The 15,430-nt window shown below is 45.2% G+C and carries 12 protein-coding genes; all 12 read right to left on the bottom strand.

Going from position 1 to position 15,430, the window contains the following annotated elements; translation table 11 throughout:
- Positions 1-2: 2 nt before the first annotated feature.
- The 12 genes from ABDW33_RS14305 to ABDW33_RS14250 all read right to left on the bottom strand — a co-directional run bounded on the left by ABDW33_RS14305 (position 3) and on the right by ABDW33_RS14250 (position 15,420).
- Positions 3-503 carry a TlpA disulfide reductase family protein gene (locus ABDW33_RS14305; protein ID WP_343690749.1) on the bottom strand — a complete coding sequence of 167 codons (501 nt, stop codon included), beginning with the start codon at positions 501-503 and terminating at the stop codon, positions 3-5.
- Positions 503-1,495, bottom strand: a complete 993-nt coding sequence (locus tag ABDW33_RS14300) for a DUF1735 domain-containing protein (RefSeq protein ID WP_343690748.1) — start codon at positions 1,493-1,495, stop codon at positions 503-505. Before ABDW33_RS14300 ends, ABDW33_RS14305 begins: the two co-directional genes overlap by 1 nt.
- Positions 1,496-1,505: 10 nt before the next feature.
- A complete protein-coding gene (locus ABDW33_RS14295) occupies positions 1,506-2,876 on the bottom strand; it encodes a RagB/SusD family nutrient uptake outer membrane protein (protein ID WP_343690747.1) in 1,371 nt (456 codons plus the stop codon).
- 24 nt (positions 2,877-2,900) lie between these two features.
- Entirely contained in the window at positions 2,901-7,010 is a 4,110-nt protein-coding gene (locus ABDW33_RS14290; protein WP_343690746.1) for a carboxypeptidase-like regulatory domain-containing protein, read from the bottom strand.
- A gap of 305 nt (positions 7,011-7,315) precedes the next feature.
- Positions 7,316-8,503: a FecR domain-containing protein gene (locus ABDW33_RS14285; protein ID WP_343690745.1), complete on the bottom strand. Its 1,188-nt coding sequence runs from the start codon at positions 8,501-8,503 to the stop codon at positions 7,316-7,318.
- Positions 8,504-8,568: 65 nt separating this feature from the next.
- A complete protein-coding gene (locus ABDW33_RS14280) occupies positions 8,569-9,102 on the bottom strand; it encodes an RNA polymerase sigma-70 factor (RefSeq protein ID WP_343690744.1) in 534 nt (177 codons plus the stop codon).
- A gap of 133 nt (positions 9,103-9,235) precedes the next feature.
- Positions 9,236-10,060, bottom strand: coding sequence for a glycosyltransferase family 2 protein (locus ABDW33_RS14275; protein WP_343690743.1), 825 nt, complete (start codon positions 10,058-10,060; stop codon positions 9,236-9,238).
- Between the two features lie 38 nt (positions 10,061-10,098).
- Positions 10,099-10,785: a LicD family protein gene (locus tag ABDW33_RS14270; protein ID WP_343690742.1), complete on the bottom strand. Its 687-nt coding sequence runs from the start codon at positions 10,783-10,785 to the stop codon at positions 10,099-10,101.
- Between the two features lie 13 nt (positions 10,786-10,798).
- On the bottom strand, positions 10,799-11,869 hold the full coding sequence (locus tag ABDW33_RS14265; RefSeq protein WP_343690741.1) for a hypothetical protein: 1,071 nt from the start codon (positions 11,867-11,869) through the stop codon (positions 10,799-10,801).
- A 6-nt stretch (positions 11,870-11,875) separates the two neighbouring features.
- Positions 11,876-13,633 (bottom strand): galactosyltransferase-related protein, encoded by a 1,758-nt coding sequence (locus ABDW33_RS14260; protein WP_343690740.1) that lies wholly within the window; start codon positions 13,631-13,633, stop codon positions 11,876-11,878.
- Between the two features lie 32 nt (positions 13,634-13,665).
- A complete protein-coding gene (locus ABDW33_RS14255; RefSeq protein ID WP_343690739.1) occupies positions 13,666-14,859 on the bottom strand; it encodes a lanthionine synthetase C family protein in 1,194 nt (397 codons plus the stop codon).
- Positions 14,860-14,883: 24 nt separating this feature from the next.
- Positions 14,884-15,420 carry a hypothetical protein gene (locus ABDW33_RS14250; RefSeq protein WP_343690738.1) on the bottom strand — a complete coding sequence of 179 codons (537 nt, stop codon included), beginning with the start codon at positions 15,418-15,420 and terminating at the stop codon, positions 14,884-14,886.
- Positions 15,421-15,430: the final 10 nt, after the last annotated feature.

The raw sequence follows: 15,430 nt of genomic DNA, 5'->3' as shown, positions 1-15,430 counted from the left end.
TATTATTTCAGATTTTTTAAGAATGTAATTGTTTGCGCATCCGAGGGCCTGGTCATAGAAAACCGCATGACCTTTCCCTGCTTATCCAGGAGTATAAACCGGGGAATCCTATCCACCCGGAAATCTGTTACAAACGCAGTATCATGCGCCCACCATTGCATGCCCTGATTGATACCGTACCCCATCATGCCTCCTTTCCACCTGTATTCCTGCTGGTCAATAGAAATACTGATCACGGCAATTTTCCGCGGGTCAATATTGTTGGCCAGCTCCCGCAGCGCTGGATACTCCTTACGACAGGGATAACACCAGGATGCCCATATATCCAGGTAGACATACTTCCCTTTAAATTCTTCCAGTGAATGTTGTACACCTGCCGTATCGGCAAACTGGTACTGATAGGCTGCCAGCTTAGCCGCATAAGCACTGGTATCTTTCAATGCCTGCCCCTTCAGTGCAGTGCACCACAACAGGACCGGCAGGATCAGGATCTTCTTCATCATTATTGTAGGATATAAAAACTGAACAATGCATAAGCCGCAGCGCCTTTTTTAGCCGGCGCGCTGAGTGCATCCTGCTGATTGGTCACCAGCCTGACACCCATGAGATAAAAAACACCAGGTTTGAAAGCATCATAATTACTGAAAGAAATTGTCAGGCTATCAGTGCTGTACAAAGCTTTTGCAGGTACAGTAGCCCCGGCCTTTGTAAGAGAATAGGTCCCTTCCGGGAAACGTTGATATGTATTATAAGCAGCAGCTGAAAATGCCGTGATCAGCGAATCACTCACATCTGTCACGGCGTAAGCATGCAATTCACTGGCAGAAAAGCGCGCACTCGCCGCTACACTGATATTCAATGAAGAGGGTCCCGTTACCTGTCCTGATCCGTCTTTCGACAGGTATAAACCCCAGTACTGGCTGCCATTACGGGCATAAGGAGATGTATAGCCAAAAGCCGACCCGCCATTTACATACAACTCAACATTGGTAATCGTCACCATCATTTTGAAAAAGACAACAGACGTCGTCACCTTTCCTCCATTGCTGGCAGCGAGGCGAACCGGTACCAGGTAAACTGTGCTATCCGCCAGTTTAGTCGCATCATTTAATAAAATGTACAGCGAATCTGCAGCTGTTGTCTCATTGGCGGCAATCCGGTATGTACCATTAAAAGAAGGCCGGAAAGCATTGGCATCAATGGAAGGATTTGACTCGTGATATAGCGTATTATAGGAAGCGATCAGGGAGGTATCGATGGTTGCCGTCACCACCGTTTCACCTGACGCATTGCCTGTCAGCGACACCGGAAATCCGCGGTAAGTCAGTGTTGTATCGCCTGAAGTGACGCCATTTAACCGGATGGCGGAACCCGTTTCGATATATGAATATTTATAGGCGCCTAATTCCCTTGCCAGCGCAGTCAGTTCATCGTCCTGCTTATGGCAGGAGAACAGGAATAATAATAAAATGATGGCACTATATTTTGCAAGCATAATTTCAAATTTATTGTCTGACATTCTGCACCATATTTGGATTGTTTGCCAATATCTTTTGTGTAAATGGTACCAGGTACCTGCTGGATAAAGGGGGCAGTGTAGCAATCACAGTACCGTCATCCTGTTTCCTGGTCAAAGTGACCTGGGTACTGGTGTTAACATTGAACCGCTTCAGGTCAAATAAACGCAGGCCGCCGTGTACAAACAACTCCCGGCGCCGTTCGTTCAATACATATACCAGCGCACTATCTGCATTACTGGTGGTAAGCGATACGTAATTCCTGATCCTTTTAGCTGCGAGGGTATTCACCAGGTTCATTGCACCAGCGGCATCTCCCCTCCTGGCCAGGCACTCTGCTTTGGTAAGCATTACTTCGGGTACGCTGACACTAAAATCAGAGAACAAGGTAGTACTACCGTTATAGGTGGTAGTTTTGTAAGTGTACCAGGTGAGCCTTGTATTATAGCGGCCGTCGCTGAACGACAAAAGGCTGGCCAACTCACTACTGACCTGAAAGGCATACTTGATAATGGAATAGAAATTCTGTTCGTATGCCACTTTTGCCATGAGAATCTCAGGGTTTGTTTTGAGATCGACTAATTGCGTAGGCCCGGAATAAGACGATGAAATATCCTTCAGCGAACTCGCCAGTGCCAGTGAAGAATCGGCATATAACAAGGCGGAATCATATGCAGCCATGTACAGGTAGGCACGTGACAGCAGCGCATACCCTGCTGCCTTGCCGGGATGGATAATGTCCTGTCCCATTGCAGGCAGGTAAGGATTATTCACAGCCTGCCGCAAATCAGTGATCAATTTGGTGTACACTTCTTTTACAGTAGCCCTGGATGGTTGTGCTGCCGCATCTGGTGCTAATACCAATGGTACGGCAAGATCAGTAGCGGCAGTCGTACTGTTATAGCCCGCGCCATATACATTGGCCAGCTGCAGATAATAATAGCTGCGCTGAATAAGACTCTGAGAAACCACATTGCTCCGGTTCTCCACAGTATTCACAGAATCTTTCGGAGCTGTATTGATCCTGCTCAGAATAATGTTCATCTGCAGAATACGGGCGTAAGAACTACTATACATATAATCTTCATCCGTGGGATTCCAGATCACGTTGCTCCACAGATAAGAACGGGAATAAAAATTATCCTGTCCGGCCAATGCTGCATTTGTCAGCCGTACATCATCACTCATCAGGTCTGTGAGCATATAATTACCGATAGCCAGCGAGTCGGCATTCAGGATCTCCTGGAACTCAGCGACAGTAGTAGGATTGACAGACGCTGTGGATGGATTTACATCCAGGAACTTTTCACAACCCGTGAACACAATTAAGGTCAGTAAAAAATATATAATCTTTTTCATTTCCAGGATTTTAAACTTTCAATATTAGAGACCGATCATGAAGCTGCATGAATACTGTTTAGGAATAGGCATCCCCACTACCCCGTTGGAGCTTACGACGGTTGGATCCAGGTGATATTTGTTCTGGGTCCATATTGCCAGGTTCTGTCCCTGCAGTGTCACCAGGATATTATTCATTTTCAACCGCTGCACAAATCGCTGCGGGAAGCGCCAGCCAATCATCACCTCCTGTAAGCGTATGTAATTGGCCGACATAATGCTGTTCGTTGAATTATTAGTGACAAAACCGCGGAAACTGCTGGCCCCATCTGTAGACATTGCAGGTACATCCGTATGCAGCTCATCTCCTTCTTTTCTCCACCTGTAGCGGATCAAACTGCTGTTTGGCGCATCCGTGGAAGGAGTTGGTATATATCTCTTCATAATCGCGCCCCAGCTAAAAGTCACGGCAGCCCTGCCAAAGAAATTCCCCCAGGTAAGTTCATGGATCAATCCACCATTCCAGGGGGCCCGCAATACACCTGCGTAGGTCAATGCAGAAGATACCGTTGCACTGTCTAATACAGCCGTTATTTTGCCCTCTTTATTATAGATCTGGGGATTACCCTTGTTATCCAGTCCGGCCCATTTAAAAGCCCATAAATTGCTGGTATTATAGCCATCACGATAAGCGGTGGCATAGGCATCTGTTGCGGTAAAACCGGGAGTTGGTACAGTCTTCGCCATATTGACATTGTAAGCACCATTCAGGGTAACACTATACGAGAACTTCACCTTCTTTATTAATTCTGATTTCAGGAAAAACTCGACCCCTTTATTGACGATATTACTATAGGTAATCTGGCTACCCAACCCGCTGGATGCATCTGCTGCAACGGAGATACTACTATTCACACCGGAAGTGGTCCTGTTATAATACCGCAGATCAAGCATGTACTGATCATTGAGCATACCAATACGGCCTCTCACTTCATAATTGAGGTTTTGTGGTGGCAAAGTGGTGAATGAGCTGTTGGTCGCCAGGGAATAACTACCTCCACCAGCCACGTTGGTACTCAGCATCAGATCAAGCCCCTGGTATGCGCTGATATTCTGGATCAGCCCTTCAGCATCCAGTGTACTGATGATGGAAGAATGGAAATAAGTTTCTTTGGCGATGCTGTATTTCATCGCACCATTTACCTGCGACTGCCCTTCAGGAGATTTGCTGTAATTAACCACCAGGTTGAATAATCCTTTGCGCAGGTTGGCTTTTGCTGTTGCACTTACATAATGTATTAATGCACTGCTATCGCCGGCAGTGGTGTAGTCTTTACTACCAGACCCGACCAGTCCCGTCATTTTTTGCGAATTATAACCTATAGTCACCTCGTATCGACCTTTACCCAATCCGACCTTCACACGCTGGTAGATGTTGCGGATGGACTGACCGCTTTGTTGTGTAGGTGAATAACCACTCACCCATATACCATAGTTATTCCAGTACACCTGCTGATACCTGTTGGTAGCATAGCTTACAGGCAGATCCGGCATCCTGGTATCTGATAAGCCAGTGGAAACAGCTACACCATCTATCCATTTATTGACAGGTTGTTTGAACAGCTCCCCACTACCTTCCAGGTTTAAATTTGTTAATGTTGAATACTTCGTGTTCTGTCCATAACTTGGATTCAGCACACTATTGTAACGGCCTGATAAAGTGATGCGCTTATTGAAAGTGTACCGTGCACCTGCATTATAGTTGATGTTCCTCGAATTGGTATTTAACATATTGCCAGGTACAACCAGGCTATACGGATATACAGTTGCTCCCTGACCATTGAACAGTGCATAGTAATTGGTAATAGCTGCCGTTGGATCTGGTGTTGGCAAATAAATGGGAGCACCTGTACCTGTTGCAGAATTGTAGCCGTACAACACGTAATTATTGGGTCTTCTGTAACCTATGCTGGCTGCACCTCCACCCACAGAGAGGTCAATTTCATGTTTGCCGATAGTCTGATTATAAGATAAGCCGGAACGAAGGTTCCATTCGGTGTTGGTGCTCTTACTTCTGTTCAGGATATCGCCATAAGGCACATAAAACTTCACCCCGTTCGCATAATATTGACCATATTGGTTCACCAGTTGCCGAACATAACTGGATTGCTGATCATAAAATAAATCAGCGGTATTATCCTGTGCATTATTTAACAGGGATGCGCTCCATTGCAGACCAGGCAGTAACTTCCAATTTAGGTTTAACCTGGACTGTGCCAGTAAACTTTTGTTGATAGTGCTATTCAGACGGGCATCTTCAAGAATGTTGACCCCATTGTTATAATAGCCTTTGCTCATGATCACATTGTTCGCATCGGGATTGAAAGTAGAATAGTCATATATATATTTCCCCTGGTTATCGAGCAACAATTGGTAAGGCTGCAGGCCGAGGTTACTTGGGTTGATGCTATAACCGGCACGACTGGTAGTATGAGCCACATACAATGTCCAGTTAATGTTCAGATTGTCATGTAGTAAGTTTAATACGTTATTGGCATTCAAACTTACGAGCTTGTTTGAGCCGTTGAGGGAGTTGTCATTGGTAGTATTATACCCGCCAATAAAAGAAAAGCGATACTTATTGGAGCCGCCGGTTACCGATAGGGAATGATTTTGATTAAGTGCATTTTGCTGCAGGTGACGTAACTGAGAAGCATTATCTAATCTACCCAGTGAGTCCCAGCTGGCTTTAAAAGCATCTGCCGTAATATAATTATTATGCAGCTGACTGAGCAATCTCTGCGCGGGATTGATCTGGAATGTAGTATTTGGATTAAATGTATTCTGATTAAATAGTGAATCTGCCTGCCGCATGTAATCCAATACATCAGGAGAAGAAGGCAAATACAGTTTCTCCCGGTTGAATTTTGGGGCAGGCTGGTAATACAGGTTTACAGAATAATTCACACGAATCTCTCCCGATCTCCCCTGTTTGGTCCGAACCATGATAATACCATTAATGGCTTTGGCGCCCCATTTCACCAGCTCTTTAGGATCTTTGATCACTTCCAGCGATTCGACATTGCTCATAGGGAAATCCGCGGGGAAACCATCTCTGGGAAAGCCGTCTATAACTACCAGCATACCATCTGTATTGCCGGCGAATGAATTAGAACCTCTTAGTTCCGGAACCAGTGAAGTAGCTACCTGCGTAGTGATCCTTACCTGGTAAATAGCTTTGTTCATCCAGCTGGGAAAATTGCCGGAGAGGAAAGCATCTAAAACCTGTTGTCCATAAGTCGGATAAGATTTCAGGAACTGTTCTGTCGTCATGAAGGTCCAGCCCAATCGCGCATTCCATACACCGATGCTGGTTATTTTTTTGACGGTGGTGCTTCTTGTTTGCAAGCTTAATCCGGGTACGGTGCCCTGCAGTACCTGTCCCAGGTTCATATAACTGCGATTGGTTAAATCGATCTGCAGGGTGGGATCTTTTACTTTTGTGGTGTTGGAGATATTCACAGCCTCCAGGGTCGTTTCTACCTGTTCCAGGGCAATAGACAAGCGGCCCATGTTAGGGTGCACCCTGATGGTGTAAGGTTTAAAACCTACATAGCTGATGGTGAGCTGACTACCCCTGGGTGCACCGATCACAAACCACCCTTCTCTATTGGTGGTAACACCGGAAGGCATACCTTGTACTTTTACTGAGGCACCTACAAGGAATGCACTATTCTTACCACTCACCTGTCCTGTTACAACGACTGTCGTATCTTCGATGGCAGCCGGAGAAAAACTTTTCCTTGGTCTTTCGATGATGATGATGTTACGCTCTACAATCCTGTAGGTAACGGGCTGGCCGTCGAAGCAGCGTTCCAGCACTGCAGTCAGCGGCTGGTTCGAAAAAGTTGCGGTGACGGGGTGAGTGTCCTTCAATAGCTCTTTGGTATATACGATCCCATACCCGCTCTGCGTTTTGATAGTAGCCAGTACAGATTGCAGACTGGCATTGTTCACAGTAAATGAAATGGCGGACTGCGCATTTGCAGTCATTGGCAGCATGTATAGCAGCAATGCACATAACAGTGCCTGGTGCCGTCGGATAAAGACAATAAAAAGCCGTCTCCACATCCGTGAAGTAGATTCTGCATTCATAGTTGGAGGATTAAGTACTGCAACGCTGGCCACTCGTTTGCAGTTTTTTGGTTGATTATTGGTTTAGACTCAAATTGGTTGTTGACTTTTCAATGTCGGTGTTGTACTGTTGATTTTGATTTAGATGTAATCATGATAAGCGTACATCTGTTGCTGATTTGATCTGCATGAAATTAAATTCAATCTGGTATTGTTTTAATCATGGGCATCTTCATGAATCACTCTTAATGATGATGAAGTATGCTGAATTACCCTGATTCATTTTACCTACTCCGATCCCCGCTTCCTTTTCATCTGAACAGGGCCTAATTTGACCTGAACGGCAAAACTGTTACTACATCTCCATCTATTTTAAACCTGGCTGATTTCGTCAGCATGATCATCTCTAATATTTTCTTTAATGGTACATCTCTGCTGATTTCAATGGTCACACCTGTTGCGCCTTTAAAATCACCTGCATAGACTACCTCTACATTATACCACCTTGACAATTCCTCCATAATATCCCGCAGATCGGCATCTCGTAATATGATCTGTTTGTTTTTCCAGGCCGTCACCTGTTCTACATCAGCGGTTGTAATACGCAGCCCGCCATTACCTGACCTGGCCATTTGCCCCGGGTGTAAAACCTCTCCTTTGCTACCGGCCGGTGCAACCCTCACAGCCCCGTTTACCAGTGTAGTGTAGGTAATAGCCGGCTGATAGGCTTTCACGTCAAAGGCGGTGCCCAACACCTGGATTTCCGAACCATTTACCGTTACAATAAATGGTCGTTGCGGATCGTGTGCTACTTCGAAGTAAGCTTCGCCGGTAAGTTCCACAGCACGTTGTTTGCCGGAGAACCTGTTCGGGAAGCGGATAGAAGATGCTGCATTTAACCATACCACGGTACCATCATGGAGTACCAGCTTATACTCGCCTCCTTTGGGTGTAATGAGTGTATTGAAGGATGGTAGCTCCCTGGCATTATTCTTTGCCTGAAACGACAATACACCCTGTTGTTGCTGCACCTGTACATCCGCGCCTTCAGCAAAAGTGGAGTCCCCCGCTTTATCCAATCCGATGGTATGACCATTGTCCATCACAAGGCGGGCCTTTGTGGAACCGGGAGGGACCTCATTACCTGGAACAACCATCACCATCTCCGATTCTGGGGGGGTAAGCACCTTCAGGTATTGCATGCCTATGCTACCGATAATCAAAAGAACAGCGGCGGCAGCACTATAAATAAAGATGCGGCGCTGCCTGTTTTTCCTGATCTTTTGATGAATTGAGCCAATTACCACGTCCATATCAAATGACTGCAACGGCGTGTTGGTCCACCCGGAAGCCTGCCCTTGCAGGAGGTCATCCCAGAGTATCCTGTTACTGTCGGACTGGTTGATCCATGCATCTAATGTGGCCTGCTCCTCCGGCGAGATCTCACCGGCAATGTATTTCTTTATTAAGTAGGCTATCTGAAATGGCAATTCTGGTGGTGGTTGGCTCATCATTTCAAGCGATTACATTATAATAACACCAAACAGGTGTGGTTCGTCTAAAGGATTTGAAAAAAAATTTACAGGAGTAACAACAGGAATGAAAACGCCGGGTTAGACAGGGACTTTTTAAGCAGGGAAAGGCCCCTGGCTTTCTGATTACGAACGGTGCTTTCAGTAATATCGAGCATTTGGGCGATTTCGTCGGTTGTTTTGCCTTCCTGGAAGGTGAGTTTGATCACTTTCTGGCATTGCTCAGGCAGGGTATTGATGGCGTGTTCGATTTCCCGCCAGATTTCGGCAAGGATGATATTGTTGGTGATTTCGTCTTCGGAGAGAGGGGCGAGCGGGATGGATTCTTCCCTTTGTTGTCTTCTTTTGTTATCCCTGATATAGTTAAGACAGCGGTTACGAGCTGAGAGATAAAGGAAATTCCTGATATGGGTGTCGTTCCCGAAGTTGTTTCCCTGCTCCCATAATTTCACAAAGACATCCTGTGCGATTTCCTGTGCCACAGCATGGTTATCGATAATTTTTTCTGCGAAAAAGACGATAGCCGGGTAATACTGTTTTACCACGGCATTAAATTCAGATGTTCTAACTGTCCCAAACATATTAACTGCCTTGGGGTTAAAATACAAAAAGAATGGAGCTTTTTGCAGTTTTTTATCGCTGAAATGGTAGGGCATTGGAAACAGCGAACTGATAAAGATCTTTTCAGCACAGCTGACAATTTCCGGGGTTACCTCATAGAAGGCAGGTACCTTTACCCGCCAACATACCCCGGTATTGCCGCAACAATTCATCGCAGGTGGCATTCAACGAAAACGGATGCGGCGTATTATAAAACTCCTGCATCCAGGACAATTGCGTTTCATTTACATTATAGTGATTGAAACGAAGATGACTGATATCTGCCACCATCCGTCCACAATTCCTGACGGGCAGCTGGTGTATTCCCCAGTTCCAGTAGGGCAGGCTGAAATCCAATTTACAATGCCTCAGAATGTGCTTGGGTGCCCAGTTAGCCGTATCAATACCTTCAATACAATCGACAATCTCTGTAACCGGCGTGTATGGTACTGCAAAGCGATCCCTGAATTTCTTTTGCAGTATGACGATATCTGAAATACCAGTGCGGGTGCATTTTTTTAAAACCGCTGTGATCGGGTAACGGCTATAGATGTATTCATCCATATCTATAAAAGCCGTCCAGCCATCCTTATCAGCATATTCCTGTTTGTAATGCATGATCGCGTCCCTTTGTCCAAATGTCACCTTCCCTTCCTCATCAAGGGGATCCCACTGCGTATAAACAATATAGCGACCATAGACATCCAGCAACCTGTCACGAATAGCAAGCACCGCATCATCCGTAAGGTGTGCGGTCAGATCTGCATAACAGATATTATACCGGTTAGTGGTCCTGGTACTCCCGTCATATCCCGCCGAATTAGAATTATCATATAGAAAGAACCGCTGTACCCCCAGCGCCAGATGATATTTGATCCATTCTTCCAGGAAAAGAATGTTTTCCCTCAAAATGAACACGGTCTGAATACTTAAAGTCATTTGACTGGTTTTCATACAAGCACCATCTAAGTAGTTGATTACTTCCAAATAAGTGTTTCCTTATGCCTGCAGGGCTTGAATACCTCCACATATTCTGCCTGCCGTTCCGCCTCCGGGGGTAGTAACATATAGTTGCCGTAATTCCGACGGAGGTAGGGGTCGTAACCCGCAGGAATATAAAAGTGTGTGTCTTCGAATTTACACTTCTCCTGGTATTCTACTTCCGCTTCCGTAAGATAGCTGTTACTGTGGTTAAACAACCGCTCATAGGCATTGGTAAAGCATCCCCCGTGCACCTCATCATAGTCATAAATGAATATATCCACCTGTATACCATTATGCCACCTGAACTCGGGGTGATTTACTTCAAAATTGCAATAATTGCTATACTTATCCCTCAGCTTAGCTTCAATATAATTACTGGAATAAAGATATTCCGCATCTGTATCTTTCGTTTGGAAGAAAATATCATGAGGCAGTGCATTTGCAGCTATTGCTGAAAACTGTTCAAAATCATTTCTCATCATACCGATGTCAGCTTCATTATCCCAGGGAATAAATCCGTTGTGGCGAACGGCGCCCAGCATTGTTCCATATTCCAGCCAAAAATGGATATCATTCTCACTACAAATGTGGTCCATTATTTTGAGCATTCTAAGCACAACACTTTGCACCTGTTTAATATTGGTAGAGGCCTGGGTTCTGTTGTCAGGAAAATATTTCATAAACGATAAATGTTTAGCGCATCAACAGGATATCGCTGGAAAATGCTTTACAATTTAGTGGGTCCACACACTGTAACATCTGATAAATGACGCTTTGTAAAAGCAGGTCAGCATGGATACTTTCATTGTCTGCAGCATCCTGGACAAGGGTATCCAGCAAAGCGGCAGCGTCTTTTCTCTCTGAAGCAACAGCCCATCCATATAAGCTGAAGGTATATGCTGCGCAAAGATAGCCGCTGTCTTCCATCAAATCAGTAATGGAGAAATTGACATTCCCAATAATCTGATCAAAGTGTAACAGGGCTCTTTTTTTCCAGATATCGAAATTGTATCTATCGCCGGTATAGTATTGCGCATATGCCAGGTATACACAGGCGGCATATGCCCGCGGGTCCGACAGGTACTTAAAAGCTGTTTCGAAAAATTTCTCGATAAAACCAATGATATAATAAATAGTCTCGTTGATCAGTACATATTTCAGGTTCACTGAAGACAAATTGGAAAAGAAAAGTAGGCTTTGTGCAATGTCGATAAGCGTATTATATCCGGCCGCCTTGCCGGGTTCCAGCAGGGCTTCGAGTTTTCCGCTTTCCGTTGACAAGGCTTCTGCGATCTCCTCCACTATCAGAAAGATCGATTCCTGATGCACTACCTGGTTAAACCGATGCGTTTTAAAATTCCTGCTTTTAAGTCTGCTGGTAAAATACATGCCCTGGGAAAGACTGCCATCAGACAATGAAATATGTGTAGCATATGCATATACCAGCTTCTTATATAATTCATCATCCAGATCCTGCAATATATCATCTGTATTTGCTGACAAGAATTCTTTTTGTACCGTCCATTCTATTCCCCAACCTATGCCTGCCAACCCGTTGGAAAAGCTGGCATTATCTACCTCCATAATATGATCACTGATGTGGTCCAGCAATTCGTACCCCCGCTGGTGATATTCCGGTGGAAGTGTAAAATAAAAGAGCGCCAGCCCCATCTTGCCACCAATAAGACCCAATCCTGCTGTGCATTTCTGTTCCAGGATATTAGTGATCGCCTCAATATTAAATAGGCTGTTTGCCGTAATCATAAGTAATTACTTTAAGGATTTATTATTAAACGTCCGTTCCGCTATATCATTCCATAATTCTTCATGATCCATGTTGGTTATCTTAAGGTATCTTCCCATCATTTCTATATGTGCGTCTGCCGATGCATAGCCAGAATTCAGGCCTCTTTCATGGGGTAGGTGGAAGAGTGGACCGTCTATCCGTGCAGTTTTATATCCCAGGATCCGCATTCTTTTAGGCCGTTCAATATCTTCAGGCCCCCAGCTGACGAAATGTTCATCTTCCATTCCCGCTGCCATATAGTCTTGTCTGTGAACGAATACCGCTCCACCGAAGGACCGGTGTGTGGTAACCGGGAATTTGTCTATATGTGCTTCCAGCAGGGCCGTGTCCAGCAATTTGTCAAACAGCGATTTAAAAATAGTGTCCAGGCTAATAAAGCGTCCATCATATGGTGTAACAAGAGATACCTTGCGGCTCCTCAGCATGTTCACTGTTGCTATGATTTGTGTAGGCGGAATAATGACATCCGTGTCGTAAATAGCTACCAGGGGAGTCTGTGCCTGCCTGATTAATAGATTATTGATTTTAGTTCTATGCAGCAGTGGGGTATCATCGTACCTGAAAGCGTTCATCGTTCCGGGCGCCAACAACTGCCTGTCTATTTTGGAGGTTTCATCAGACTCCAGCAGCTGAATGTTTGTGTCGAAATACTTATACAGGAAACGAGTAATGATGGAGATATTTTCCAGGCGGCTGGCAGTATCTATCCTGACAGGAATCAAAAATGTCACATCCCTGAGATCTGTTCTGAGTGGGAGTTTATGTTCCCGGGTATAATCGTTTATTAACGCTACCAACGGAGCGCAGCATATTTCCGGATTGATCTTGTCCAGATTCATGTCAAAATAAGGAGGATGATGCAGATAAGTAGTTTTCCTGAACACGGTCTTCTTCCTTTCCTCTACCAGTCCGGAATAATGCAGCATTTTTTTATTGTACCAATCTGCGATGGGATCGTCTGTCCAGCAAAAATCCAGCTCCCGGTGAATCCGGACTTCTTTTTGAAACAACAACGCATTCCATAGCAGTGCCCACATGTCTGCACACCAGGCCTGCGGCGGACCGCTGGCATCAGCCGTTTTCTTTTCCGGCGGATGCAGGTACTGCTGTTCCCTGTGTGATGCATTGCATGCATTCAGTAGCAGGTATAACTGCTCGCTGTCTTTTTCTACTTTCTCCCAGAAGCCGATGCTCGCTTCTTTGATGAGGTACTGGGCGCCGCCGGCATTGGCATCAATGGAGCACGCACACGCAGGCTCAATACCAACAATCCGGCACATTTTGCTCAAAAGCTCAGCCCCTGCTACCTGTGTTATATAAGCGGCGCTGATATAGGCCGAGGTATCGGACATGTACCAGCAATCATCCCTGAGCAGGGAGTTAAAATCAGGCAGCTCCCGAAATATCAGGTCCGAATCATGATAAAATACGGTTTCACCTTCCAGCCACGGATGTACTGTAAAATGTTTCCTGATGATATGCGGCCTTATGCCGGACGGATATTCTCTTTGGACGCGGGTATCAGGATATGTAAAAAAAGTCGCGTACCTGTTTTCCCTGATAAACTCAGCGAAATGCGCCTGCAAACCCTTTAACGGATCATATGCGATCAGTACATGAATTTGTTGAGGGGCAATCTTCATCAGGTGAAAATTATATAGTTGTATCTCTAACTGCCATAAAAAATAAAAATCATCCGGTTGTGCCGACAGGAAAAACATGTTGGTGCTGGTTTGAAATTTCGAAAACAATACTAACTGAGTAACAGGGATTCGTCCCATGCGGGGTTGTGACTGTCAATCCCCGCCAGCAAAGACAAACCGATACCAGCAATGCCTTCCAGCATAGCGTATTCATTTTGCCATCCTCTTTCCGCGTCGTACTTTTTGTAGCCGGAAAGCCCGTCTGTAAAGACTGCGTGGTCCAGCGTTTGCGTATACCAGTACAATGCAGCATCGCGAAACTCCTCACCTCCGGCAGACTGATACATCCTGTTAAACATATGTGCAATGCCGGCGGTACCGTGGCACAAGCCAGCATCAAATACGGAATTATCTTCCGGATTTCTTCTGCCGGCAGCATGCCGCATCACAGACAATGCCTCTGCAATAAGGGCATGATCTTCAAGTGCTTTCCCTGCCGTGTAAAGTGCAAAGGCATTCCCCATATCGCCATAGCACCAACCCAAACGGCTATTACCTGGTTGTACAACAGCCTTTACATAACCTGGGAATACAGATCTAAACCCGGGCTGTTGATTTTTACACGAGCTAAGAAAACCAACCGCCTGCTTCAAAGTATCCGCCAATTTTGGGTCTGGCTGACTATGCAGCATCCTGGACAACAGTATTATCCTGGCAGATATTCCATGCGACAAACTGAGATTATAACCTTTTTCCTGCGTTCTGAAATCAACGTACGATTCCCATTTAATGCCGTTGGCATCCTTTTCCGACTGTCGGTATATTTCCCACAGGTGTTTGTTCAGGTGGTCCTGATCAATATCCGCGGCGCGTTTCATTAAATACATCCATATCCCGTCTGCGCCATGCAGGTAATCAAAATTATCCATGCCAGACAATACTTCCATTTCATTCAACAGGCAGATGGCCACGTCATCCAGATCAAACTGCATGTCCAGGGCATGATACCTATTCAGGTAATCCGTGGCCCATAATAAACCACTTACACCCTGGCAAAATGAAGCAGTCGGCCATTCAGCCTGGATCTGTTCAAAAGCACCTTCAATCAGCATCTCTACGATACCGGCATTCTCACGCGCCCCATGATACCGATCATATTCCGACAGAAAAATGGCCAGGCCCGCTGCACCATCAAATACCCCCGGAGATGGGCGGTATCCATTCTCCAGTGCGGAAACAATGGTATCTCTGATCTCCGTTATTTTTGGTAAAAAAAGCCCTGGTATGGCTATTGGCGTCCACATAGTAACATCATTTAATAACTTCTTTTATTTGAATGTATGTATGGTTGCGTTTGGATATATTTCCTTTAAGACTATGTCCAGTGCATTATCAAGATCTACATCATCAAAGCGTCCCTCCCAGGTCAGGCTGGAAACATAGGCCTCCGGCACCCCATCATATAAAACTACCCTATCTATTTTATGAAAATAAGACCGGGTATCCTTCTTATGACGTAAATAGTTGGCGTACCAGAACTGGTATACTTTAAAGAGTTCTTTAGCCCTTCCATCCGCCCGCTGCGTAACGTAATAAGCGGCTCTTCCAGGATGGTTGAGGAAACTCTCCAATATATCAAACAGCGTGAAAGAGATCCGGTTATCAAACACTTTGCTCCGGATATCCAGCGTGTCAAAATAGAACTCATATATGGAAGCATTAATACCGGAATATAACTGTACGATATCACCCTGCCAGTATTTGACGAACGATACAGTATATTCATTCCCATGATCAGTAATAAACTTATACTCATCCTTTCCCGTTGGATAATAACTATAAGGCATTTCATTGGCTGCTGTCATAGGTTACGTT

The sequence above is a fragment of the Chitinophaga sp. genome, assembly GCF_039596155.1.
Lineage (GTDB): Bacteria > Bacteroidota > Bacteroidia > Chitinophagales > Chitinophagaceae > Chitinophaga.
Note: the sequence above shows the minus strand (reverse complement) of the source record. Positions and strands in the feature narration are given on the sequence as shown.